Raw genomic sequence first — 21,329 nt, 5'->3', positions numbered from 1 at the left:
AAGGATTCTCCAATGCCCCGGTTTGTGGACCGTGTGGTCATCCACGCCCAGGCCGGTAACGGCGGTAACGGCTGTGCTTCGGTACATCGCGAGAAGTTCAAACCGCTCGGTGGGCCCGACGGTGGTAACGGCGGCCGCGGCGGCAGCATCGTGCTGGTCGTCGATCCCCAGGTGCACACCCTGCTCGATTTCCACTTCCATCCGCACGTGGTCGCCCCGTCCGGTAAGCCCGGTGCAGGCAGTAACCGTGACGGCGCCGCGGGTACCGATCTTGAGGTCCACGTGCCCGACGGCACCGTGGTGCTCGATGCCGACGGCAAGCTGATCGCCGATCTCGTCGGGGCAGGCACCCGGTTCGAGGCCGCGATGGGCGGGCGCGGTGGGCTCGGTAACGCGGCGTTGGCATCGCGTGCGCGCAAGGCCCCCGGTTTCGCGTTGTTGGGGGAGAAGGGGCAGATCCGCGATCTGACCCTCGAACTCAAGACCGTCGCCGATGTCGGCCTCGTCGGGTTCCCTTCGGCCGGCAAGTCATCGCTGGTGTCCACCATCTCGGCGGCCAAGCCCAAGATCGCCGACTACCCCTTCACCACCCTCGTCCCCAACCTTGGCGTGGTATCGGCGGGGGACCACACGTTCACCGTCGCCGACGTGCCCGGGCTCATCCCCGGCGCCTCGGACGGCCGCGGTCTCGGGCTGGACTTCCTGCGCCATATCGAGCGGTGCGCCGTGCTCGTCCATGTCGTGGACTGCGCCACCCTGGAGCCCGGCCGGGACCCGATCTCCGATATCGACGCGCTCGAGGCCGAACTCGCCGCCTATCAGCCCACGCTGCAAGGCGATACCACCCTCGGTGATCTCGCCGACCGGCCGCGGGCGGTGGTGCTGAACAAGATCGACGTGCCCGATGCCCGTGAGCTCGCGGAGTTCGTCCGCGACGATGTCGTGGAGAAGTACGGCTGGCCGGTGTTCGAGATCTCCACGGTCAGTCGAGACGGCTTGCGTCCCTTGATCTTCGGGCTGTGGGAGATGGTCGCGGCGTATCGGGCTGCGCAGCCCGAGGTGGCACCGCGCCGACCGGTGATCCGCCCCGTCGCGATCGACGAGACGGGCTTCACCGTCACCCCGGACGGCCAGGGTGGTTTCGTGGTGCGCGGCACCCGCCCGGAACGCTGGATCGCACAAACCGCTTTCGACAACGACGAGGCCGTCGGGTACCTCGGCGATCGGCTCGCCCGGTTGGGTGTCGAGGACGAACTGGTCAAACAGGGCGCCACCCCGGGGTGCGCGGTCACCATCGGGGATGTCACCTTCGACTGGGAGCCGCAAACCCCGGCAGGTATCGACACCATGATGTCCGGCCGCGGCACCGATGTGCGCCTCGAACAGACCGAGCGCATATCGGCCGATGAGCGCAAGGCGGCACGGAAGGCACGTCGGGAGCACCGGGAATGAGTGTGCCCTCGGTGCATCGGGAAGCCATCCGGACCGCCCGCAGCGTCGTCGTCAAGATCGGCACCACGGCGTTGACCACACCCACCGGTGTGTTCGACGCGGGCAGGCTGGCCGTCCTCGTGGAGGCGATCGAGGGCCGGATGCGGGCGGGCTCGGATGTCGTGATCGTCTCCTCCGGTGCCATCGCCGCGGGAATCGAGCCGCTGGGGCTGTCCCGGCGACCCACCGACCTGGCGACCAAACAGGCCGCCGCCAGCGTCGGTCAGGTGGCGCTGGTGAATGCCTGGAGCACGGCATTCGCCCGGTTCGACCGCACGGTCGGTCAGGTGCTGTTGACCGCGCACGATATCGCCATGCGGGTACAGCACAACAATGCCCAGCGCACCCTGGACCGGTTGCGCGCCCTGCACGCGGTGGCGATCGTCAACGAGAACGACACCGTCGCCACCAATGAGATCCGGTTCGGTGACAACGACCGGCTCTCGGCGCTGGTCGCCCAGCTGGTCGGTGCCGACGCACTGGTGTTGCTCTCCGATATCGACGGGCTGTACGACGGGGATCCGCGCAAGGCGCCCGCCGACAATCCCGCGCGGTTCATCCCCGAGGTGGCCGCCGACGGTGACCTCGACGGCGTGGTGGCGGGCCGGGGCAGCAGCCTCGGGACCGGTGGGATGGCGTCGAAACTGTCCTCGGCACTGCTGGCGGCCGACGCCGGTGTCCCGGTGTTGTTGGCGGCGGCCGCCGATGCGGCGGCAGCCCTGTCCGACGCATCGGTGGGTACGGTGTTCGCGCCCCGCCCGGAACGGATGTCGGCGCGCCGGTTCTGGGTGCGTTACGCGGCAGAGGCCACCGGCACCCTGACCCTCGACGAGGGTGCGGTGCGCGCGGTCATCACGCGGCGGCGTTCCCTGTTGCCCGCCGGGATCACCGCGGTGTCCGGTCGCTTTCACGGCGGTGACGTGGTGGAACTCCGCGGACCCGATGGCGCTGTCGCCGCCCGCGGAGTGGTCGCCTATGACGCGGTCGAGCTGGCCGCGATCATCGGGCGCTCGACCCCGGATCTGCCTCCCGAGTTGCGCAGGCCCGCGGTGCACGCCGACGACCTGGTTGCGGTGTGAGTCGTCGCGGCCTCAGCGCTCGTGGCCGGAGTCGTCGACTCACCGACGCCGAATTCGTGTTCCCGGTCGGCAGCTAATATCGTCCAGCAAATAGTTCTCTCGTCAATAAATCCATTTGCTGGCCCTTTTGGTCAAAATTGCCGTTTGGCGCAATCGAACGAATAAACGCCGCAAACGCTTTCCTCCGAGCTAAGTCGGACATTCCGTCGGACGCCGGGGTATGCTCGCACCAATTCGGTGTCAGCAAAGTGGAAGCTGGGGGCATGACACGTCGTTCGGTTCTCGCGGTCGGGGCGCACCCCGACGATATCGAGCTGGGGTGCGGGGGCGCACTGGCCAAACATGTTGCTGCGGGGGATCACGTCACGATGCTCGTCATCACCCGTGGCGAAGAGGGTCCCGGTAAATCGTCGCAGCGGGTCGCCGAACAGCAGGCGGCCGCCGAGGCGCTCGGCATCGACAGGCTGATCTGGGGCGAGGGCTTTCTGGACTGCCGGGTTTCGTTGCAGGAATTCGAGTTGGTGCACCTGATCGAGGACGCCATCGACAAGGTTTCGGCCACGGTGGTCTACACCCATATGGCCAACGACAGTCACCAGGATCATCGCGTCGTGTCGCGGTGCACGATGGGCGCCGCGCGCTGGGTCTCGACGATCATGGCTTACGGCGGTCCGTCGGCGGTGGGGTTCAACCCGACCTCGTTCATCGACATCTCCGATTGCCTCGACAAGAAGATCGAGGCGTTGATGTGCCATGTGTCGCAGGCGGAGGCGAGCGAGAAGGTCAGCGCCTCATGGGTGCGCAGCTCGGCCGAGCATTACGGATTCCTGTGCAGGCGCCCGTTCGCCGAGGGATTCGAGCCGATCCGCCAGGTCGTCGATTTCTAGTCTGTGCCAACATTTCTCATCATCGGTGCCGGTAGCACCGGTATCGGCGCCGCGGTCAGGTTGACCGAACTCGGGATCGATCATCTCGTCGTCGATGCCGGACCTCAGGTCGGTGGGATGTCGGCCTCGATCACCGATGGCGCCGGATTCACCTGGGATCTGGGTGGACACGTGCTGCACAGTCATTTTCCCGATTTCGACCGAGCCGTGGCGGCCAGCGGGATCACGCTGAACCATGTGACGCGCAACGGCTGGGTGTGGCGGCGCGGCGACGGTCCGCACAGCCTGGTGCCGACCCCCATTCAACAGCAACTCGCCGAGCTGCCAACGGATCTGGATCCCCACGGGCCGGTGGACAATCTGGCCGACTACTACCGCAACAACTTCGGTCGACAGCTGTACGAACAGTTCTTCGAACCGTACAACCGCAAGATGTGGACGCTGCCGCTGGACCAGATCGACGACCAATGGACCTCGCTGCGCAGCGGTAGCACCGCCCGCAATGTGCCCACGCTGGCGCTGGCCGGCGCCACCACCCCCGCCGCGTCGACGTTCCCGTATCCCATCGGCGGGACGGGTGCGCTGTGGCAGGCCGTTCACGACCGCCTGATGGCACCGGACTCGGTGCGGCTCAACACGGCGGTGCTCGATGTGGACCCGGCGGCGCGGGTGGCCCGGCTGGACGACGGGTCGACCGTGGATTTCCGGTACTGCGTCAGCACCGCGCCGATCACCAGCGCGCTCGGGTGGATCGGTGGGATCGATCGCGCGGATTCGCTGCGGGCCAGCCGGTTACATGCGGTCGGGATCGGCTTCACCGGCCAGCCGCCTGCCGCGCTGGCCGACAAGACGTGGCTGTATTGCCCTGACGAGACGGTGCCGTGGTACCGCGCCACGATGCTGAGCAATTACGACAGGTCCAATGCCGGTCCGGGGCGATGGAACATCCTGTGCGAGGTACCGATTTTCGCGCACTCGCCGATCCCGCCAGAGACGGCCGTCGACGGTGTGGTGGCATCCTTGCGCAACCTCGGCGCCGATCCGGCGCTGATCGCCGGACGATTCGTCAAGACCCTGAGTTTCGGTTATCCGGTGCCGACACTGGGCCGCGACGCTGTGCTGCGGGAGGCCGACAAGTTGCTGCTGGCGCACGGCATCTACAGCCGCGGACGGTTCGGCGGGTGGCGCTACGAGTCGTCGAACCAGGACTACGGATATATGCAGGGTCGCCAGGCCGTCGACCACGCCGTGTCCGGCGCCGCCGAGGATGTCTACTGGCATCCCGAGCGCTTCTGACCGCTCAGCCGTCCAGATACAAGGCGCCCCTGATGATTTCGGTCAATGCGGTCGCCAACTGAGAATCGTATTCCGGCGGTTGGTTCGGCAGGTTCTGTTGGCACGCGCGTTCGACCATCCACACCAGGCTGCTCGCGGTCGGGCCGGGGAGCAGGTTGGCGCGGATGGCGCCGTCGGCCTGGCCTTCTTCGATGACGGAGGTGAACTGTGCGGCGATACCGGTCAACAGTTCGCGGTAGGTCTCGCCGACCTGCGCGTCGTAGGCGGCCATCTCGCCGAGCGCAACCAGAACCGGCTGGTGAGTGCGATAGCTGCCGATCAGGCGGGTCATCGATGCGTGGATATCGGCCGGGTCACGACGATTGGCCACCGTCCACCACTGCGCAGCATCGGCGGTCAGGTCCCCGAACACCTGGGTGGCCAATCGCCGCAGCAGGTCGCCCTTGTCCTCGAAGTAGATGTAGAAGCTGGCCCGGGAGATGCCGGCCTCGGTGGCCAGCTTGTCCACGCTGAGCTCGGTGAAGCTCGCGCCCTCGGCCATCAGCCGATCCGTCGCCTCCAGGAGTTGGCGCTCGATCTGTTCGCGGCGTTCCTGGCGCTTGACCTGGGGCTTGCGACTCGCCCGTGTCACCGATGCCATGGGTCCAGCGTATCGGCTGCGCCGCCTCCTTGACTAGACACTTTGTCTAGACCTATTGTCGCGGTCATGACTGTGTCACCGATCACAACAACTGAGCGGGCCTTCGACCCCATCGACCTGTCCTCCCGCGCGTTCTGGGCCACCACGGCCGCCGATCGCGAGATCGCGTTCGCCGAGCTGCGTGCGCAACGCCCGGTGAGCTGGCATCCCCCGGTCGAAGATTCACTGATGCCCGATCCGGCCGATCGCGGGTACTGGGCGGTGACCCGGCACGCCGACGTCGTCGAGGTCAGCCGCAACAGCGAGGTGTTCCTGTCCGGGCAGGGAGTGTTGTTCGAGAACGTGCCCCAGGAGCTGTTGGAGGCCTCGCAGTCCTTCCTGGCGATGGATCCGCCCCGGCACACCCAGATCCGCAAGGTGGTCCATTCGGCGTTCACACCGCGTCAGGTGCGCCGCATCGAGGACTCCATCAAGGCCAACGCCGCCGATATCGTCTCCGAGTTGCGCGCCGCGGGCAGCGGTGCGGACTTCGTGGACCTGTGCGCCAAGGAGCTGCCGATCCGCACCCTTTCGGACATGGTCGGCATCCCCGAGTCCGAGCGCCACCAGGTTGCCGCGGCGGCCGACGCGTTGGTCTCGTGGGGCGATCCGGAGTACCTGGCCGGTCGCAACCCGTTGGAGGTCCTGGTGGCCAACCAGATGTACCTGCACCAGGTGGCGCTCGCGTTGGCCGCCGAGCGGCGGGAGAACCCGGGTGATGACCTGTTCAGCGCCTTGGTCCACGCCGAAGTGGAGGGCTCGCGCCTGACCGATCAGGAGGTCGCGGCGTTCTTCGTGTTGCTGGCTGTCGCCGGCAACGACACCACCCGTCAGACCACCAGCCATGCGATGAAGGCGCTGACCGACAACCCCGAACAGCGGGCCTGGCTGATGGCCGATTTCGATGACCGCATCGGCACCGCGGTCGAGGAGTTCGTGCGATGGGCGAGTCCGGTGATGACCTTCCGACGCACCGCTGCCAGCGATTACGAGCTCGGCGGGCGCACCATCACCGCCGGAGACAAGGTCGTAATGTTCTACTCCTCGGCGAATTGGGACAGTGAGGTGTTCGCCGATCCGCACCGGCTCGATCTCGGTCGGCACCCCAACCCGCACGTCGGATTCGGCGGCGGGGGGCGGCACTTCTGCCTCGGCGCCCATGTTGCCAGGGCGCAGCTGCGGGCGATCTTCGGTGAACTCCTGCGCCAGATCCCCGGTCTCGAGGTCGGCGAACCGTCCTATGTCGCAGGCAACTTCGTGCACGCGGTCCGCTCGCTGCCCTGTCGCTTCTAGCCGGCGGCGGCGCGCTGGGGGGTGATCGTCAGCGCGCCGCCATCGTCAGCGGCAGCTCACCGGCCAGCAGTGCCAGCAGCTCCGAACAGCCGCCGTCGACCTTCACGGTGGCCAGCTCGTCACCGCGGGTCGGTCCCCGGTTGATGATCGCGATCGGCATCTGGGCGGACGCCGCGTGCCGCACGAAGCGGTAACCCGAGAACACCGTCAACGACGAGCCCGCCACCAGCAGCGCATCGGCGGCATCCACCAACGAGAAAGCGTGTGCCACGCGCTCTTTGGGCACACTCTCGCCGAAGTAGACGATATCCGGTTTGAGCATGCCGCCACAGCGCGGACAATCCAGGTACCGGAAGCTCGATGTGTCGGTGACGACCGCGTCGGCGTCGGGCGCCACCGCGATGCTCCCGACCTGTTCGGCGCGGTCGGCGAAACCGGGATTCAGCGCCTCCAATTCGTCGGCCAACGCCGCGCGGCTCATGGTCGACCCGCACTGTAAGCAGATCACCTGCTGATAGGTGCCGTGCAGGTCGACCACGGTGCGGCTGCCCGCCTTGGTGTGCAGCAGGTCCACATTCTGGGTGATCAGCCCCGTCAACACTCCCGCCGCCTCCAGCGCGGCCAGCGCGCGGTGGCCGGCATTGGGTTGGGTCCGGTCCATATGCCGCCACCCGATGTGGTTGCGCGCCCAGTAGCGCTGCCGGAAGACCGCGTCCGAGCGGAACTGGGCGATGGTCATCGGGTTGCTCGGCGGGGAGTCCGGCCCGCGGTAGTCGGGAATTCCCGAATCGGTCGACATGCCTGCCCCGGTGAGCACCGCAATCCGACGACCCGCCAGTGCGGCGACCAGTTCCGGGGCTTCCATGAATTCGAGGATAGGCCGCCATGGCAGGGTGGACCCATGACGGCAGGATCAGCCCCGCGACCGGGTCGGGTTCTCACCGCCGACCAGCTCGCCGACCGCACCCGACGAGCCGCCGACGCCGCGCTTCAGGCCGGCCGCGCGGCGGGGCTGGAGGTCGAGCGCGCCACCATCCTGCACGACGTCTTCTCGGTCGTGGTGCACCTGGAGCCGGCCCCGGTGGTGGCCCGCATCCCGGTGGTGCTGCCGCCCGGGTACACCCCGGCGCTGCAGACGGCGCGCCAGCAACGCGAACTCGACGTCGTGGCCTGGCTCGATGCCCATGGTGTGCCGGTGGTGGCGCCCAGCCCGTTGGTGGCCCGCGTCCCGGTGCGTTGCGGTGGTTTCGGGATGACATTCTGGGCACTCGCCGACGTCGCACCCGATCATCAGCCCTATGCCGGTGTGCCGATCGCCAAGAGCGCCGAATTGCATGCCGGGCTCGCGGGTTATCCTGCGCCGCTGCCCTTTCTGGTGCCCTTCACCGAGGCCGCGCCCGGCATGTTCGACCGGTTGGAGCCCTCGGACTTCTTGAACAGCACGGACATCGAACGGGCCCGCGGCCAGTTCGCCGAGTTGTCGGCGGTGTTGGGCAGCGCCGAGGCCTTCGCCGCCAGCCACCCCGATGTCGGAGTCCAGACGCTCCAAGGAGATGGACCTTCGCACAACGTCATCCGCACCACCACCGGAGTGAAGTTCGCGGACTTCGAGGATGTCTGCCATGGTCCGGTCGAGTGGGACCTGGCCATGCTAGGGCCCGAGGCCGTCGCCGAATATGACGAGGCCGCCGAGGCACTCGGTCTGCGCAGGACCAACCCAACGGTCCAACGCCTGATGGACACCGCGCGCACGCTGCAGTTCATCAGCTGTGTGGTGCTGGTGCCGCAACTACCGGTTTTGGCCGACGGTCTGGCCGGCGTCATAGCCGACTGGCGCACTCAGCGCACGATGTGAACTCCGGATTCACCGGCAATGCCAGAATGACCCGGTGGACTTCTACTCCGCCTACCGGCACGGGTTCGTCCGGGTGGCCGCCTGCACGCACCACACCACGCTCGCCGATCCCGCCGCCAATGCCGAATCGGTGCTGCGGCTTGCCGGTGAGTGCCACGACGACGGCGTCGGGTTGGCGGTGTTCCCGGAGCTGACGCTGTCCGGCTACTCGATCGAGGACATCCTGCTGCAGGACACCCTGCTCGATGCCGTCGAAGAGGCGCTGTCGACGGTCGTCGCCGCCTCCGTGGACCTGCTGCCGGTGTTGGTGATCGGTGCGCCGCTGCGCCACCGCAACCGGGTGTACAACTGCGCTGTCGTGATCCATCGTGGTGCCGTGCTGGGTGTGGTGCCCAAGTCCTATCTGCCCAACTACCGGGAGTTCTACGAAAAACGTCAGCTGGCTCCCGGCGACGGACTCGGCGGTCTCATCCGGGTGAACGGTGCCATCGTGCCGTTCGGGCCGGACCTGTTGTTCCAGGCGGCGGATCTGCCCGATTTCGTCCTGCACGTCGAGATCTGTGAGGACATGTGGGTGCCGGTGCCGCCGAGCGCGCACGCCGCGCTGGCCGGGGCGACCGTGCTGACCAACCTGTCGGGCAGCCCCATCACCATCGGCCGCGCCGATGACCGCAAACTGCTCGCCAAATCGGCATCCTCGCGGTGCCTGGCGGCCTACGTCTACGCCGCCGCAGGCGAGGGGGAGTCAACCACCGATCTGGCCTGGGACGGGCAGACGATGATCTACGAGAACGGCGTGCTGCTCGCCGAGTCGGAGCGCTTCCCCAAGGGAGAGCGCCGCAGTACCGCCGACGTCGACGTGTCGCTGTTGCGGGCCGAACGGTTGCGGATGGGCAGCTTCGACGACAACGCCCAACACGAAGCCCGCCGCGGCGGTGCGGACTTCCGCCGCATCGAATTCACCCTCGACCCGCCGACCGGTGACATCGGCCTGCTGCGGCGGGTGGAGCGCTTCCCGTTCGTTCCCTCGGATGCCGCACGGCTGCAACAGGATTGCTACGAGGCCTACAACATCCAGGTGTCCGGGCTGGAGCAGCGGCTGCGCGCGTTGAACTACCCGAAGGTCGTCATCGGGGTGTCGGGCGGGCTGGACTCCACCCATGCACTGATCGTCGCCGCCCGCGCGATGGACAGGGAAGGCCGGCCGCGCAGCGATATCCTCGCCTTCACCATGCCGGGCTTCGCCACCGGCGACCGGACCAAGGGCAATGCCATCGCGCTCAGCGAAGCGCTCGGGGTGACCTTCGCCGAGATCGACATCCGCGACACCGCCCAGCTGATGCTCACCGAGATGGACCACCCCTTCGGCCGCGGGGAGAAGGTCTATGACGTCACGTTCGAGAACGTGCAGGCCGGTCTGCGCACCGACTATCTGTTCCGGCTGGCCAACCAGCGCGGCGGCATCGTGCTCGGCACCGGCGACCTGTCCGAGCTCGCCCTGGGATGGTCGACCTACGGTGTCGGTGACCAGATGTCGCATTACAACGTCAACGGCGGAGTGCCGAAGACCCTGATCCAGCACCTGATCCGCTGGGTCATCTCCTCCGGGGAGTTCGAGGATTCCGTCGGGGAGGTGCTGCAGTCGGTGCTGGACACCGAGATCACTCCCGAGCTGGTCCCGGCCGGTGCCGACGAGGAGGTCCAGAGCAGCGAGGCCAAGGTCGGTCCCTATGCGCTGCAGGACTTCTCGCTGTTCCAGGTGCTGCGCTACGGATTCGGCCCCGCCAAGGTGGCGTTCCTGGCCTGGCATGCCTGGCATGACGCCGAACAGGGACATTGGCCGCTGGGCTATCCGCTGGACAAACGCCCCGAGTACTCCCTCGGTGAGATCCGGCGCTGGTTGACCGTGTTCGCCCAACGGTTCTATTCGTTCTCCCAGTTCAAGCGTTCGGCACTGCCGAACGGGCCCAAGGTCTCCGCGGGCGGCGCGCTCTCCCCGCGTGGGGATTGGCGGGCGCCGTCGGACATGTCGGCGCGGATCTGGCTGACCGCCATCGAACGCGATATCCCGCAGGCCTGACTCACCGCGGTATCGGGCAGCGGTCAGTCGAGCGCGTCCCCGATAGCCTCGGCGGTGGGGGCGCAATCACCCGCGCCGGCCACCGTCGTGGCCAGTGCGCCCGCCGCGCACGCCCATCGCAACGCACGTTCCGGGCCGTCCGGCCATGCGGTGGCCAGCACACCGGCGAACACATCGCCCGCGCCGGTGGTGTCCACCGGTTCCACCGCCGGAGCGGGCACGTGGATCTCGCTTGCCCCGGTGCGCAGCGCCGCACCCCGCGAGCCCAGCGTGGTCACCAGATTCGGGACCGGCCAGTTCCATTGCCGCGCTTCGGTTTCATTGACGATCACGACATCGGTCACCTCGGCGAGGCCGGCAAGCAGGTCCGGGTCGGCGCCCGCGGGCGAGGCGTTCAGCAGCACCGTCGCACCGCCGTCCTTGGCCACCCTGGCGGCCGCCAGCGCCGTCTCCGGCGGAATCTCCAACTGCACCAGCAGGACCTCGCAGCCTGCGACCAGCTCGCGAACCCGCGCCGAATCCATCGTCAGATGCGCGTTGGCGCCGGGAGCGACGATGATCATGTTCTCCGCATCGGCGTCGACAATGATGCCTGCCGTCCCGCTGGGCATCGGAAGGTGGACCACGCCGGTGGTGTCGACCCCGTTGCGCTGCAGATGTGCCAGCAGATCGGTGGCCGCGGCATCCTCGCCGACCGCGCCGACGAAGCTCACCGTCGCGCCGGCGCGGGCCGCCGCGACCGCCTGATTTCCGCCCTTGCCGCCCGGCGAGTGCGCCAGCGCCGAGGCGAGGACGGTGGCACCGGGTGTGGGGAGGGTGGCGACGGAGAAGACCAGATCCATGTTCACGCTGCCCACCACACACACCCGGGTCATGAGCTCACCGTAACCCCCACCGCTCCATCTCGGCCGATGCTCGATACGCTGGCTCAATGAGCGTCAAGGCTTCGGAGGGCAGGAGCGCAGCGACCCGGGAAACGGCTTCGGATCTCAAGCAGCAGGTCCACGATGCCGCCGCCGCGGCTCGCGCCGCGTCGCGCCGCCTGGCCACCCTGAGCACCGCCGAGAAGAATCGCGCCCTGCACGCGGCGGCCGACAATGTGCTGGCCCAGGTCGAGGTGATCCTGGCGGCCAATGCCGAGGACCTGGAGGCTGCCCGCGCCGCCGGGACCGCCGAGGCCATGCTGGACCGCCTCGCCCTCAACCCGCAGCGGGTCGACGGTATCGCCGCCGGCCTGCGACAGGTGGCCGGATTGCCCGACCCCATCGGGGAGGTGTTGCGCGGCAGAACCCTGCCCAACGGGCTGCAGCTGCGTCAGCAGCGGGTACCGCTGGGGGTCGTCGGCATCGTCTACGAGGGGCGGCCCAACGTCACCGTCGACGCCTTCGGTCTGACCCTCAAGTCCGGTAACGCGGTGTTGTTGCGCGGTAGCTCCTCGGCGGCGCGCTCCAACGCCGCACTGGTGGGTGCGCTGCGCGAGGCCCTGCTCGCCGAAGGCCTGCCCGCCGACGCCGTCGCGCTACTGCCGAGCGAGGATCGCGCGAGCGTCACCCACCTGATCCAGGCGCGCGGTCTGGTCGACGTGGTGATCCCGCGCGGCGGTGCCGGGCTGATCGACGCCGTGGTCCGCGACGCCACCGTGCCGACCATCGAGACCGGCGTCGGAAACTGCCACGTGTTCGTGCACGCGGCGGCCGATCTCGACGTCGCCGAGCGAATCCTGCTCAACGCCAAGACCCGTCGGCCCAGTGTCTGCAATGCCGCCGAGACCCTGCTGGTGGACCGCGCCGTCGCCGATACCGCGCTGCCCCGGTTGGTGACCGCCCTGCAGGACGCCGGCGTGACGGTGCACCTGGACCCCAGCGAGGAGGAACTGCGCGCGGAGTTCCTGTCGATGGACATCGCCGTGCAGATCGTCGACGGCGTGGATGGCGCCATCGACCACGTCAACACCTATGGCACCGGACACACCGAGGCCATCGTCACCACCGAACTGGCTGCCGCCCAACGTTTCACCGGACAGGTCGATGCCGCCGCGGTCATGGTGAACGCCTCGACCGCGTTCACCGACGGTGAGCAGTTCGGGTTCGGCGCCGAGATCGGTATCTCCACCCAGAAACTGCACGCCCGCGGCCCGATGGGGCTGTCCGAACTGACCTCGACCAAATGGATCGTCTGGGGTGACGGCCAGACCCGTCCGGCCTGACCCGCACGGCCCAGACAGAAAAGAGACCATGTTGAGCGTTCCCGCCCGCCCAGCGCCCCTGTTCGCCGATATCGACGATGTCGCCAAGCGACTCGCCGAGACCGGGTATCTGCCCGACAAGGCCACTGCCACGGCGGTGTTCCTTGCCGATCGGCTCGCCAAGCCGCTGCTGGTGGAGGGGCCGGCCGGCGTCGGCAAGACCGAACTGGCCCGCGCGATCGCGCAGACCACCGGCAGCGAACTGGTCCGGCTGCAGTGCTACGAGGGTGTCGACGAATCCCGCGCGCTCTACGAGTGGAACCACGCCAAGCAGATCCTTCGGATCCAGGCGGGCACCGCGGGTGGCACCGCCGCCGGGGACTGGGATCAGACCAAGACCGATGTCTTCGGTGAGGAATTCCTGCTGAGCAGACCGCTGCTGACCGCGATCCGGCGGACCGATCCGACCGTGCTGCTGATCGACGAGACCGACAAGGCCGATATCGAGATCGAGGGTCTGCTGCTGGAGGTGCTCTCCGATTTCGCGGTCACGGTGCCCGAGTTGGGCACCATCAAGGCCGAGCGGGCCCCGCTGGTGGTGCTGACCTCCAACGCCACCCGCGAACTCTCCGAGGCACTCAAGCGACGCTGCCTGTTCCTGCACATCGACTTCCCCGACGCGGAGTTGGAGCGGCGCATCCTGCTCTCGCGCGTCCCGGAGCTGCCCGAAACCATTGCGGCCGAACTGGTTCGCATCATCGGTGTGCTGCGCGGCATGCAGCTCAAGAAGCTGCCCTCGGTGGCCGAGACCATCGACTGGGGCCGCACCGTGCTGGCGCTCGGTATGGACACCATCGACGACGAGATGATCGCCGCCACGCTCGGTGTCATCCTGAAGAACCAGTCCGACCAGATCAAGGCGGCGGGAGAGCTGAGGCTGAACTGATGTCCCGACGCACCCGCCCGCCACAGCCGTTGGCGCCACACGGAATCCCAGGGCACCTGGTGGATTTCGTCGAGGCGCTGCGCGGAACCGGTATTGCGGTGGGGCCGTCGGAGACCGTCGATGCCGGCCGGGTGATGAACGTGCTGGGTCTCGGTGACCGCGGCGCGCTGCGCGAGGGTCTGGCGTGTGCGGTGCTGCGCCGCCCGGACCATCGGGACACCTATGACGCGTTGTTCGATCTGTGGTGGCCCGCGGCGCTGGGCGATCGCACCGTGATCGACGATCCCGACCCCGACGCGGGCGACGCCAAGGACCCGAACGGCCCGCCCGAGGCGGATATCGAGAGCATGCGGCAGGCGCTGGTGGACATGCTGGGCTCCGATGCCGAATCGGAGAACCTGGACGACCGGCTGACGGCGATGATCGCCCGCATCGTGGAGGCCTACGGCCGGTACAACTCCAGCCGTGGACCGTCCTACTCGTCCTATCAGGCGCTCAAGTCGATGGCCCTCGACGATCTGGAAGGGAGACTGCTCGCCGGGCTGTTGGCCCCCTACGGTGAGGAACCGACTCCCACCCAGGAGGAGATCGCCAAGGCGATGGCGGCACAACGCATCTCCCAGCTGCGCCGCATGGTGGAAGCCGAAACCAAGCGCCGTACCGCCGAACAGCTCGGCCGCGACCACGTGCAGATGTACGGTGTGCCGCAACTGTCCGAGAACGTCGAGTTCCTGCGGGCCTCCGGCGATCAACTGCGCCAGATGCGCAAGACCGTGCAGCCGCTGGCCCGCACCCTGGCCACCCGGTTGGCGGCCAAACGCCGTCGCTCGCGCAGCGGTGAGATCGACCTGCGCAAGACGCTGCGCAAATCGATGTCCACCGGCGGGGTGCCGATCGACGTCGTGCTCAAGAAGCCGCACCCGGCCCGGCCCGAGCTGGTGGTGCTCTGCGATGTGTCGGGTTCGGTGGCCGGTTTCAGTCACTTCACCCTGATGCTGGTGTCGGCGTTGCGCCAGCAGTTCTCCCGGGTGCGGGTGTTCGCCTTCATCGACACCACCGACGAGGTCACCCACATGTTCGGCCCGGAGGCCGACCTTGCCGTGGCGGTGCAGCGCATCACCAGGGAGGCCGGCGTCTACACCCGCGACGGGCACTCCGATTACGGGCACGCCTTCGTCTCGTTCACCCAGAACTTCCCGAATGTCCTCTCGCCGCGCTCGTCGTTGCTGATCCTCGGTGACGCCCGCAACAACTACCGCAACCCGGAGACCGACCTGCTGACCCGGATGGTGAACGCCAGCAGGCATGCGCACTGGCTCAATCCGGAGCCCAAGCACCTGTGGGGTAGTGGCGACTCGGCCGTGCCCCGCTACCAGGACCTGATCCCGATGCACGAGTGTCGGTCGGCCAAGCAATTGGCCTCGGTGATCGACGGCCTGCTCCCCGTCTGATCTGCCCCCCGTTTTCGGCGAGCGTGCGTGTCTGCTCACCGACACGCCGGTCCGGTGGCGGAGTCCGCGCACGCTCGCCATGTTCGGGCCGCCACGATCACTCCCGTAAGCTGCCTGTTCGTGGCCACGCGACGCAGGTTGGGAGTGATGGGCGGGACGTTCGATCCCGTGCATCACGGCCACCTGGTGGCCGCCAGCGAGGTGGCCGATCAGTTCGACCTCGACGAGGTGGTGTTCGTTCCCACCGGCCAGCCCTGGCAGAAGCGTGGCCGCGCGGTCACCGCGCCCGAGGACCGCTATCTGATGACGGTGATCGCGACCGCGGCCAATCCGCGTTTCTCGGTGAGCCGCGTCGACATCGACCGCGGCGGCCCCACCTATACCAAGGACACGTTGCGTGACCTGGCGGCGCTGAACCCGGACACCGACCTGTACTTCATCACCGGTGCCGATGCGCTGGGCTCGATCCTGTCCTGGCAGAACTGGGAGGAACTGTTCTCCCTTGCCCGGTTCATCGGGGTGAGCAGGCCCGGCTACGAACTCGACGGGGAGCACATCGCCGCGGCGATGAAAGAGCTGCCCGACGACGCGCTGTCACTGGTGGAGATCCCCGCCCTGGCGATCTCGTCGAGTGACTGCCGGCTGCGCGCCCAGCAGTCCCGGCCCATCTGGTACCTGGTGCCCGACGGGGTGGTCCAGTACGTATCCAAACGCAATCTCTACACACCCACCGCCGAGGAGGCCAGGTCGTGACCGCAACGGCAGAAGCAGTACAGATGTCCAGCATCGCGGCACGTGCCGCGTCGGACAAGCTCGCCGACGATGTCGTCGTGATCGACGTCTCCGAGCAACTGGTCATCACCGATTGCTTCGTGATCGCCTCGGCGTCCAATGAGCGTCAGGTCAACGCGATCGTCGACGAGATCGAGGACAAGATGCGCGAGGCCGGTCACAAGCCTGCCCGCCGCGAAGGCACCCGTGAGGGTCGCTGGACCCTGTTGGACTATGTCGACATCGTGGTGCACGTCCAGCACACCGAGGAGCGCGAGTTCTACGCCCTCGAGCGCCTGTGGCGTGACTGCCCGACGGTCCCGGTCGATCTCGGGGATCCGCGGGACGGCGCGCAGTGACGGTGCGTCGCCTTGTTCTTTTGCGCCACGGGCAGACCGAGTGGAATGCCGGCAGCCGGATGCAGGGTCAGATCGATATCGACCTGACCGAACTCGGACGCAATCAGGCCGCGGCGGCTGCCGAGGTGCTCGCCAAGCGGCAACCGGTGGCCATCGTGTCCTCGGATCTGCGTCGTGCGTGGGACACCGCCACCGCGCTGGGGGATCGCGCCGGGCTACCGGTGCGGGTCGATCAGCGGTTGCGGGAGACCCATCTGGGGGATTGGCAGGGTCTGACCCACATCGAGGTCGACGAGCGTGCTCCCGGTGCCCGATTGGCCTGGCGTGACGATGCGCGGTGGGCGCCGCACGGTGGCGAGAGCAGGGTTGATGTCGCCGCCCGCAGCGTGCCGCTGGTCGACGAGCTGCTGGTCGCCGAATCCGATTGGGGCGCCGATGGTTCCGATCGGCCGGTGGTGCTGGTGGCGCACGGTGGCCTGATCGCCGCGCTGACCGGGGCGCTGTTGGACCTGCCGGTGGACAACTGGCCGGTGCTCGGTGGGATGGGCAACGCCAGTTGGGCACAGCTGTCGGGCCATCCCGTGGACGGCAGACTCACCTGGCGCCTGGATGTCTGGAACGCCTCCGCGCAGGTGGCCAACGATGTCCTCTGAGAAATCCGGCCGCAATCTCGATTCCCCGGGTCGCTCCGCTCCCGCCCGCCGGACCCTGCTGGTCTTCTGCGATTCGCTGTCCTACTACGGACCGACCGGCGGGCTGCCCGCCGACGACCCGCGGATATGGCCCAATATTGTTGCCGAGCGGCTGGATTGGGATGTCGAACTGATCGGTAGGATCGGCTGGACCTGCCGCGACGTGTGGTGGGCCGCCACCCAGGACCCGCGTTCGTGGGCGGCGCTGCCGCGTGCGGGAGCGGTGATCTTCGCGACGTGCGGGATGGACTCGCTGCCGTCACCGTTGCCGACGGCGTTACGGGAGCTGATCCGCTATGTGCGCCCACCGGTGCTGCGGCGCTGGGCGCGCGACGGCTACGGCTGGTTGCAGCCGCGGCTCTCACCGGTGGCCCGCCCCGCGCTTCCCCCGCATCTGAGCGTCGAATACCTGGAGCAGACACGTTCGGCGATCGACTTCAACCGGCCGGGAATACCGGTGGTGGCGACGGTGCCCTCGGTGCACATCGCAGAGACCTACGGCAAGTCGCACCGCTGGCGGGATGCCACCGTCGCGGCGATCAACGGATGGGCTGCGCAGCACCGGGTTCCGGTGGTCGATCTCAAGGCCGCCGTCGGTGAGTACGTGATGAGCGGGCAGGGCAACCCGGACGGTATCCACTGGAACTTCGAGGCGCATGCCGCGGTGGCCGAGTCGATGCTCATCGCACTCGCCGAGGCCGGCGCGTACGAGCCCGAAACCCGCGCCCTTCCATGACCGTTCAGGTGGTCACCGACTCCTCGTCGCGACTGGAACCCGATGCGCTGACGAGGTGGTCGATCCGCCAGGTGCCGCTGCATGTGCTTGTCGACGGCAGCGACCTCTGCGACGGCGTCGACCAGATCCCCAACGATATCCACGAACGTCACCACGTGACCACATCCGGTGCCTCCCCTGCGGAACTGGCGCAGGCCTACCGGCAGGCGCTGGCCGACAGCGATGGTGACGGTGTCGTCGCCGTCCATCTGTCCGCGGCATTGTCGAGCACCTTCTCCACGGCGGTCGCGGCGGCGCGTGAGTTCGGTTCTGCTGTGCGCGTGGTGAATTCGCGGTCGGCGGCGATGGGTGTCGGCTACGTCGCACAGGCCGCGGCCCGAGCGGCGGGCGGTGGCGCCCACCTCGACGCGGTGGAGGCCGCCGCGCGGGCGGCCATCTCGCGCGGACATGTTTTCATCGTGGTGGACCGTCTGGACAATCTGCGGCGCAGTGGCCGGATCGGCAAGGGCGCATCGTGGTTGGGTACCGCCCTGTCGCTGAAGCCGCTCCTGCATCTGGACGTCGACGGCCGGCTGGTGTTGGCGCAGCGGGTGCGCACCACGTCCAAGGCGCATGCAGCGATGGTCGACGCGATCGCCGCGGCGGTGGGGGAGCGGCCGGCGACCGTGGCCGTGCACCACGTCGACAATCACGACGCCGCCGCCGCTCTGGGTGCGGCGCTGACCGACCGGTTACCGCAATTGCAGGGGCTGACCGTCACCGATATGGGTGCGGTGCTCGCCGTGCACGTCGGCGGCGGCGCGGTCGGGGCCTGCGTCAGCCTCGCGGACTGAACCGGCCCGTCACCGGGGGCAGGTCCTTGAGCGTGGCGATACCGGGAGCCGCCGCCACGACCGCGGGCACCGCGTTGGTCACCGGCAGCGCGGTGTAGATCATCCCGAGTCCCATGAAGCCGGGTTCGGTCCAGTCCTTGGGCGGCAGGCAGTGCAGCACGGTGCGCATGTTGGGCATGCCGAAGACCTGGATGACATGGCCGTGCTCCAGCGGTTTGGGCGGAGTGACCTGGTCACCCATGGTCCAGTTGAAGCCGACGCTGACGACGTTGTGGTCACCGACCCAACCGCGGTGGTAGCCGTAGACGCTGCCGACGGTGCCCTTGGGGATCGTCATGAAACCCAGGTCCGAGTCGCCGGTCGCGGCGGTGAAGGTGACGTCGAAGGTCATCCGGTCCAGCTGTGCGCCGATGGCGTCGGCCATCATGGCGGCGGACTCGGCAAAAACCTCGCTTTCACGGCGCACGCTCTCGGCCAGGCCGGGGGTGTCGGGGTCCTGCGAGAAGCCCATCGCGGTCTGGGTCTCGGCGGACTCGTAGGTCGAGCAATCCACCGATTCGGTGATCCGGATCTCGTCGACGCGTTCGCAGGAGCCGGAGAGCACCATCCCGACCATATTGGTCATCCCGGGGTGGGCGCCACTGCCGAAGATCGTGGAATTGCCGGTGACGCAGGCTTTTTTGATTCGTTCGAGGTCGTGCGGGCTCTGTTTGCCGCCGGTGATCCACGCGGCGCTGGAGCATACGTTGACGCCCGACTCGAGCAGGGCCACCAATTCGTCGATATCGGGCCACAGCGGGTTGTAACAGCAGGCGTCGGGCCGAAGGGCGATCAGTTCGCCGATGTCATTGGTGGCCTTGATGTCGGTGGGGGTCGGCCAGCCCGCGAGTTCGGCGGCATCGACTCCCACCTTGTCGGCACCGTGGGCGTAGACGCCCACCAGTTCCATGTCATCGCGGCCGATGATGGCGTGCAGTGAGCGCCGGCCGATGTTGCCGGTGGTCCATTGGATGACGCGCAGGGGGCCGGCGGCGACGGGCGGGGAGTCTGACATGGGGTGAACAATATTGCCGATGTGTTCAGGGTCGGGCCGGTTTGGCCGGCTTGTTCCATTCTGGTTATGATACGGAACGTGTCGTTTCGTAACTCGGATGAGGAATTGGCGCGTCAAGGTGGCCGCCCGCGCGATGCTGCGCGGGAAGCGCGCATCCTGTCGGTGGTCTACACACTGTTGACCGAGGTCGGTTATGACGGACTGACGTTCGAAGAGGTGGCCCGGCGCGCCGGCGCCTCCAAGGCCACTCTCTACCGGCGCTGGAAAAGCAAGCGTGACATGGTCAGTGCCGCGCTCAGGGCGGTGCCGGCGCGCCGCGACGACGCCGATGAGATCGACACCGGCAGTCTGCGCGGTGATCTGCTGGCGCTGTGCCGGCGGTTGCTCGCCACCATGCAATCCACCGACGGTCAGACCGCTCTGTTGCTGCTGCAAGCCGGACTCGAGGATCCTGACCTGTGCGATCAGATAGAACGGACCGTCGGACCGACCGGCGCGCGGCTTCCCGCGAGCGTCATCGATGCCGCCGTACGGCGCGGTGAACTGCCCTGTGAAGTCGATCCGTTTGCCTACGAGGAGGTTGTCGGCGCGGTTTTGCTGTTGCGACGAATGAACGGACTCGACTGTGACGACAGCTACGTGGAGAACCTCGTCGACCATGTCCTCGTGCCTGCGTTGTGCGCCTCGCCGGCCGCGTCCGGGGGATTGCCGGCCGGAATCTTCTCCGGACACCCTGATCGAGTGACGCAACGAGGAGATTCCAGTGAAAATTGACGATTTCGATTACGCGACACTGCCGGGAGCCGACGGTGTGGGCATCAACGTGGCCGTCGGTGGAAGCGGGCCGGCGGTGGTGCTGCTGCACGGTTTTCCGCAGACGCACTACATGTGGCGTCACGTCGCCGGCGGCCTCGTCGACGAGTTCACCGTGATCGTGCCCGACCTTCGTGGCTACGGGCGCAGCGGCAGACCGGCAGCGGCGGGACCCGAGACATACTCCAAGCGGACGATGGCCCGCGATATCGTCGAGGTGACGAAGTCGCTGGGCCACAACCAGTTCGGGGTCATCGGTCATGACCGCGGCGCCCTTGTCGCGGTCCGCGCCGGGCTCGACCATCCGCAGGTGGTGCGGTATCTCGGAGTGCTGGATGTCCTTCCGACCCTGGACACCTGGTCGGTATTGCGCGGAGTGGACGCCAAGGTGGCCTGGCATCTCTACCTGATGGCACAACCGGCCGGACTGCCAGAGAAGATGATCGCGGCCGTGGCCGAGGAGTTCTTCGCGTCCTTCCTGGACACCTGGGATCACGGCGGGTCGACCTTTTCCGCCGAGGCACGTCGGCACTACATCGACAGTTCGATCGCCGCGGTGGATTCCATCGTCGCCGATTACCGGGCCAGCGCGGGCGTCGACCTCGACATGGACCGTGCCGATCGCGCGGCCGGTCGCCTGCTGACGATGCCGGTCGGCGTCATCTCCCAGGACTGGGGCGGGCAACTGGGCTTCGACCCCGTCGACATCTGGGGTGCGTGGGCCTCGGATCTGCACTATCAAACGACCGGCGCCGGACATTTCATGGCCGAGGAGACGCCCGCCGACATCGAGCAGTTCGTGCGCAAGCTCGCAGCACGCAGTCGATGA

At 67.7% G+C, this 21,329-nt stretch carries 21 protein-coding genes; 17 read left to right on the top strand and 4 right to left on the bottom strand.

Annotation, left to right across the window (positions count from 1 at the left end; all coding sequences use genetic code 11):
* Positions 1 to 12 precede the first annotated feature (12 nt).
* The 4 genes from obgE to FBY28_RS05280 all read left to right on the top strand — a co-directional run bounded on the left by obgE (position 13) and on the right by FBY28_RS05280 (position 4,753).
* Positions 13 to 1,452, top strand: coding sequence for a GTPase ObgE (gene obgE, locus FBY28_RS05295; protein WP_141864893.1), 1,440 nt, complete (start codon positions 13 to 15; stop codon positions 1,450 to 1,452).
* Positions 1,449 to 2,570 (top strand): glutamate 5-kinase, encoded by a 1,122-nt coding sequence (proB, locus tag FBY28_RS05290; protein ID WP_141864889.1) that lies wholly within the window; start codon positions 1,449 to 1,451, stop codon positions 2,568 to 2,570. The genes obgE and proB overlap by 4 nt, the downstream gene beginning before the upstream one ends.
* A 263-nt stretch (positions 2,571 to 2,833) precedes the next feature.
* Positions 2,834 to 3,457: a PIG-L deacetylase family protein gene (locus FBY28_RS05285; protein WP_019513239.1), complete on the top strand. Its 624-nt coding sequence runs from the start codon at positions 2,834 to 2,836 to the stop codon at positions 3,455 to 3,457.
* Positions 3,458 to 3,460: 3 nt separating this feature from the next.
* Entirely contained in the window at positions 3,461 to 4,753 is a 1,293-nt protein-coding gene (locus FBY28_RS05280; RefSeq protein ID WP_141864887.1) for a protoporphyrinogen/coproporphyrinogen oxidase, read from the top strand.
* 4 nt (positions 4,754 to 4,757) lie between these two features.
* Here FBY28_RS05280 and FBY28_RS05275 read toward each other — a convergent pair whose 3' ends face one another.
* On the bottom strand, positions 4,758 to 5,393 hold the full coding sequence (locus FBY28_RS05275; RefSeq protein ID WP_141864885.1) for a TetR/AcrR family transcriptional regulator: 636 nt from the start codon (positions 5,391 to 5,393) through the stop codon (positions 4,758 to 4,760).
* A 66-nt stretch (positions 5,394 to 5,459) separates the two neighbouring features.
* On the opposite strand from FBY28_RS05275, the gene FBY28_RS05270 reads away from it, so the two are divergent.
* The gene (locus FBY28_RS05270) at positions 5,460 to 6,725 is read left to right on the top strand and encodes a cytochrome P450 (RefSeq protein ID WP_141864883.1); all 1,266 of its coding nucleotides are present in this window, start codon (positions 5,460 to 5,462) and stop codon (positions 6,723 to 6,725) included.
* Between the two features lie 28 nt (positions 6,726 to 6,753).
* Here the strand turns inward: FBY28_RS05270 and FBY28_RS05265 are convergent, their stop codons facing one another.
* The gene (locus FBY28_RS05265; protein ID WP_141864881.1) at positions 6,754 to 7,590 is read right to left on the bottom strand and encodes an NAD-dependent protein deacetylase; all 837 of its coding nucleotides are present in this window, start codon (positions 7,588 to 7,590) and stop codon (positions 6,754 to 6,756) included.
* 36 nt (positions 7,591 to 7,626) lie between these two features.
* Here FBY28_RS05265 and FBY28_RS05260 point away from each other — a divergent pair, with 36 nt between their 5' ends.
* Both FBY28_RS05260 and FBY28_RS05255 read left to right on the top strand, forming a co-directional pair.
* Entirely contained in the window at positions 7,627 to 8,580 is a 954-nt protein-coding gene (locus FBY28_RS05260) for a phosphotransferase (RefSeq protein WP_141864880.1), read from the top strand.
* A 34-nt stretch (positions 8,581 to 8,614) separates the two neighbouring features.
* Entirely contained in the window at positions 8,615 to 10,660 is a 2,046-nt protein-coding gene (locus tag FBY28_RS05255) for an NAD(+) synthase (RefSeq protein ID WP_141864878.1), read from the top strand.
* Positions 10,661 to 10,683: 23 nt separating this feature from the next.
* Here FBY28_RS05255 and FBY28_RS05250 read toward each other — a convergent pair whose 3' ends face one another.
* Positions 10,684 to 11,535: a ribokinase gene (locus FBY28_RS05250; protein WP_141864876.1), complete on the bottom strand. Its 852-nt coding sequence runs from the start codon at positions 11,533 to 11,535 to the stop codon at positions 10,684 to 10,686.
* 56 nt (positions 11,536 to 11,591) lie between these two features.
* Here FBY28_RS05250 and FBY28_RS05245 point away from each other — a divergent pair, with 56 nt between their 5' ends.
* From FBY28_RS05245 to FBY28_RS05210, 8 genes are all read left to right on the top strand, one after another.
* Positions 11,592 to 12,866, top strand: coding sequence for a glutamate-5-semialdehyde dehydrogenase (locus FBY28_RS05245; protein WP_141864874.1), 1,275 nt, complete (start codon positions 11,592 to 11,594; stop codon positions 12,864 to 12,866).
* Positions 12,867 to 12,894: 28 nt separating this feature from the next.
* Positions 12,895 to 13,791 (top strand): AAA family ATPase, encoded by an 897-nt coding sequence (locus FBY28_RS05240; RefSeq protein ID WP_019510639.1) that lies wholly within the window; start codon positions 12,895 to 12,897, stop codon positions 13,789 to 13,791.
* Positions 13,791 to 15,242 carry a vWA domain-containing protein gene (locus FBY28_RS05235; RefSeq protein WP_216847509.1) on the top strand — a complete coding sequence of 484 codons (1,452 nt, stop codon included), beginning with the start codon at positions 13,791 to 13,793 and terminating at the stop codon, positions 15,240 to 15,242. Before FBY28_RS05240 ends, FBY28_RS05235 begins: the two co-directional genes overlap by 1 nt.
* Positions 15,243 to 15,362: 120 nt before the next feature.
* On the top strand, positions 15,363 to 15,995 hold the full coding sequence (nadD, locus tag FBY28_RS05230) for a nicotinate-nucleotide adenylyltransferase (RefSeq protein ID WP_141864870.1): 633 nt from the start codon (positions 15,363 to 15,365) through the stop codon (positions 15,993 to 15,995).
* Positions 15,992 to 16,372, top strand: a complete 381-nt coding sequence (gene rsfS / locus FBY28_RS05225) for a ribosome silencing factor (protein WP_141864868.1) — start codon at positions 15,992 to 15,994, stop codon at positions 16,370 to 16,372. Before nadD ends, rsfS begins: the two co-directional genes overlap by 4 nt.
* On the top strand, positions 16,369 to 17,025 hold the full coding sequence (gpgP, locus tag FBY28_RS05220; protein WP_141864866.1) for a glucosyl-3-phosphoglycerate phosphatase: 657 nt from the start codon (positions 16,369 to 16,371) through the stop codon (positions 17,023 to 17,025). Before rsfS ends, gpgP begins: the two co-directional genes overlap by 4 nt.
* Entirely contained in the window at positions 17,015 to 17,800 is a 786-nt protein-coding gene (gene octT / locus FBY28_RS05215; protein ID WP_141864864.1) for a diglucosylglycerate octanoyltransferase, read from the top strand. Before gpgP ends, octT begins: the two co-directional genes overlap by 11 nt.
* Positions 17,797 to 18,633: a DegV family protein gene (locus tag FBY28_RS05210; protein ID WP_141864862.1), complete on the top strand. Its 837-nt coding sequence runs from the start codon at positions 17,797 to 17,799 to the stop codon at positions 18,631 to 18,633. Before octT ends, FBY28_RS05210 begins: the two co-directional genes overlap by 4 nt.
* Here FBY28_RS05210 and FBY28_RS05205 read toward each other — a convergent pair.
* The gene (locus FBY28_RS05205) at positions 18,617 to 19,687 is read right to left on the bottom strand and encodes an NAD(P)H-dependent amine dehydrogenase family protein (protein WP_141864860.1); all 1,071 of its coding nucleotides are present in this window, start codon (positions 19,685 to 19,687) and stop codon (positions 18,617 to 18,619) included. The genes FBY28_RS05210 and FBY28_RS05205 overlap by 17 nt on opposite strands.
* 3 nt (positions 19,688 to 19,690) lie before the next feature.
* Between FBY28_RS05205 and FBY28_RS05200 the strand changes: the two genes are divergently transcribed.
* Both FBY28_RS05200 and FBY28_RS05195 read left to right on the top strand, forming a co-directional pair.
* Positions 19,691 to 20,461, top strand: coding sequence for a TetR/AcrR family transcriptional regulator (locus FBY28_RS05200; RefSeq protein WP_286177762.1), 771 nt, complete (start codon positions 19,691 to 19,693; stop codon positions 20,459 to 20,461).
* Positions 20,445 to 21,329, top strand: coding sequence for an alpha/beta fold hydrolase (locus FBY28_RS05195; protein ID WP_524912040.1), 885 nt, complete (start codon positions 20,445 to 20,447; stop codon positions 21,327 to 21,329). Before FBY28_RS05200 ends, FBY28_RS05195 begins: the two co-directional genes overlap by 17 nt.

Source organism: Arthrobacter sp. SLBN-53, from assembly GCF_006715585.1.
Classification (GTDB): Bacteria; Actinomycetota; Actinomycetes; order Mycobacteriales; family Mycobacteriaceae; genus Mycobacterium; species Mycobacterium neoaurum_A.
Note: the sequence above shows the minus strand (reverse complement) of the source record. Positions and strands in the feature narration are given on the sequence as shown.

Coding starts and splice junctions, on each gene's coding strand:
- FBY28_RS05265 (WP_141864881.1), bottom strand. CDS start 7,590: ATGGAAGCCCCGGAACTGGTCGCCGCACTGGCGGGTCGTCGGATTGCG.
- FBY28_RS05260 (WP_141864880.1), top strand. CDS start 7,627: ATGACGGCAGGATCAGCCCCGCGACCGGGTCGGGTTCTCACCGCCGAC.
- obgE (WP_141864893.1), top strand. CDS start 13: ATGCCCCGGTTTGTGGACCGTGTGGTCATCCACGCCCAGGCCGGTAAC.
- FBY28_RS05285 (WP_019513239.1), top strand. CDS start 2,834: ATGACACGTCGTTCGGTTCTCGCGGTCGGGGCGCACCCCGACGATATC.
- FBY28_RS05270 (WP_141864883.1), top strand. CDS start 5,460: ATGACTGTGTCACCGATCACAACAACTGAGCGGGCCTTCGACCCCATC.
- proB (WP_141864889.1), top strand. CDS start 1,449: ATGAGTGTGCCCTCGGTGCATCGGGAAGCCATCCGGACCGCCCGCAGC.
- FBY28_RS05205 (WP_141864860.1), bottom strand. CDS start 19,687: ATGTCAGACTCCCCGCCCGTCGCCGCCGGCCCCCTGCGCGTCATCCAA.
- FBY28_RS05240 (WP_019510639.1), top strand. CDS start 12,895: ATGTTGAGCGTTCCCGCCCGCCCAGCGCCCCTGTTCGCCGATATCGAC.
- FBY28_RS05250 (WP_141864876.1), bottom strand. CDS start 11,535: ATGACCCGGGTGTGTGTGGTGGGCAGCGTGAACATGGATCTGGTCTTC.
- FBY28_RS05275 (WP_141864885.1), bottom strand. CDS start 5,393: ATGGCATCGGTGACACGGGCGAGTCGCAAGCCCCAGGTCAAGCGCCAG.
- octT (WP_141864864.1), top strand. CDS start 17,015: ATGTCCTCTGAGAAATCCGGCCGCAATCTCGATTCCCCGGGTCGCTCC.
- FBY28_RS05210 (WP_141864862.1), top strand. CDS start 17,797: ATGACCGTTCAGGTGGTCACCGACTCCTCGTCGCGACTGGAACCCGAT.
- FBY28_RS05245 (WP_141864874.1), top strand. CDS start 11,592: ATGAGCGTCAAGGCTTCGGAGGGCAGGAGCGCAGCGACCCGGGAAACG.
- FBY28_RS05235 (WP_216847509.1), top strand. CDS start 13,791: ATGTCCCGACGCACCCGCCCGCCACAGCCGTTGGCGCCACACGGAATC.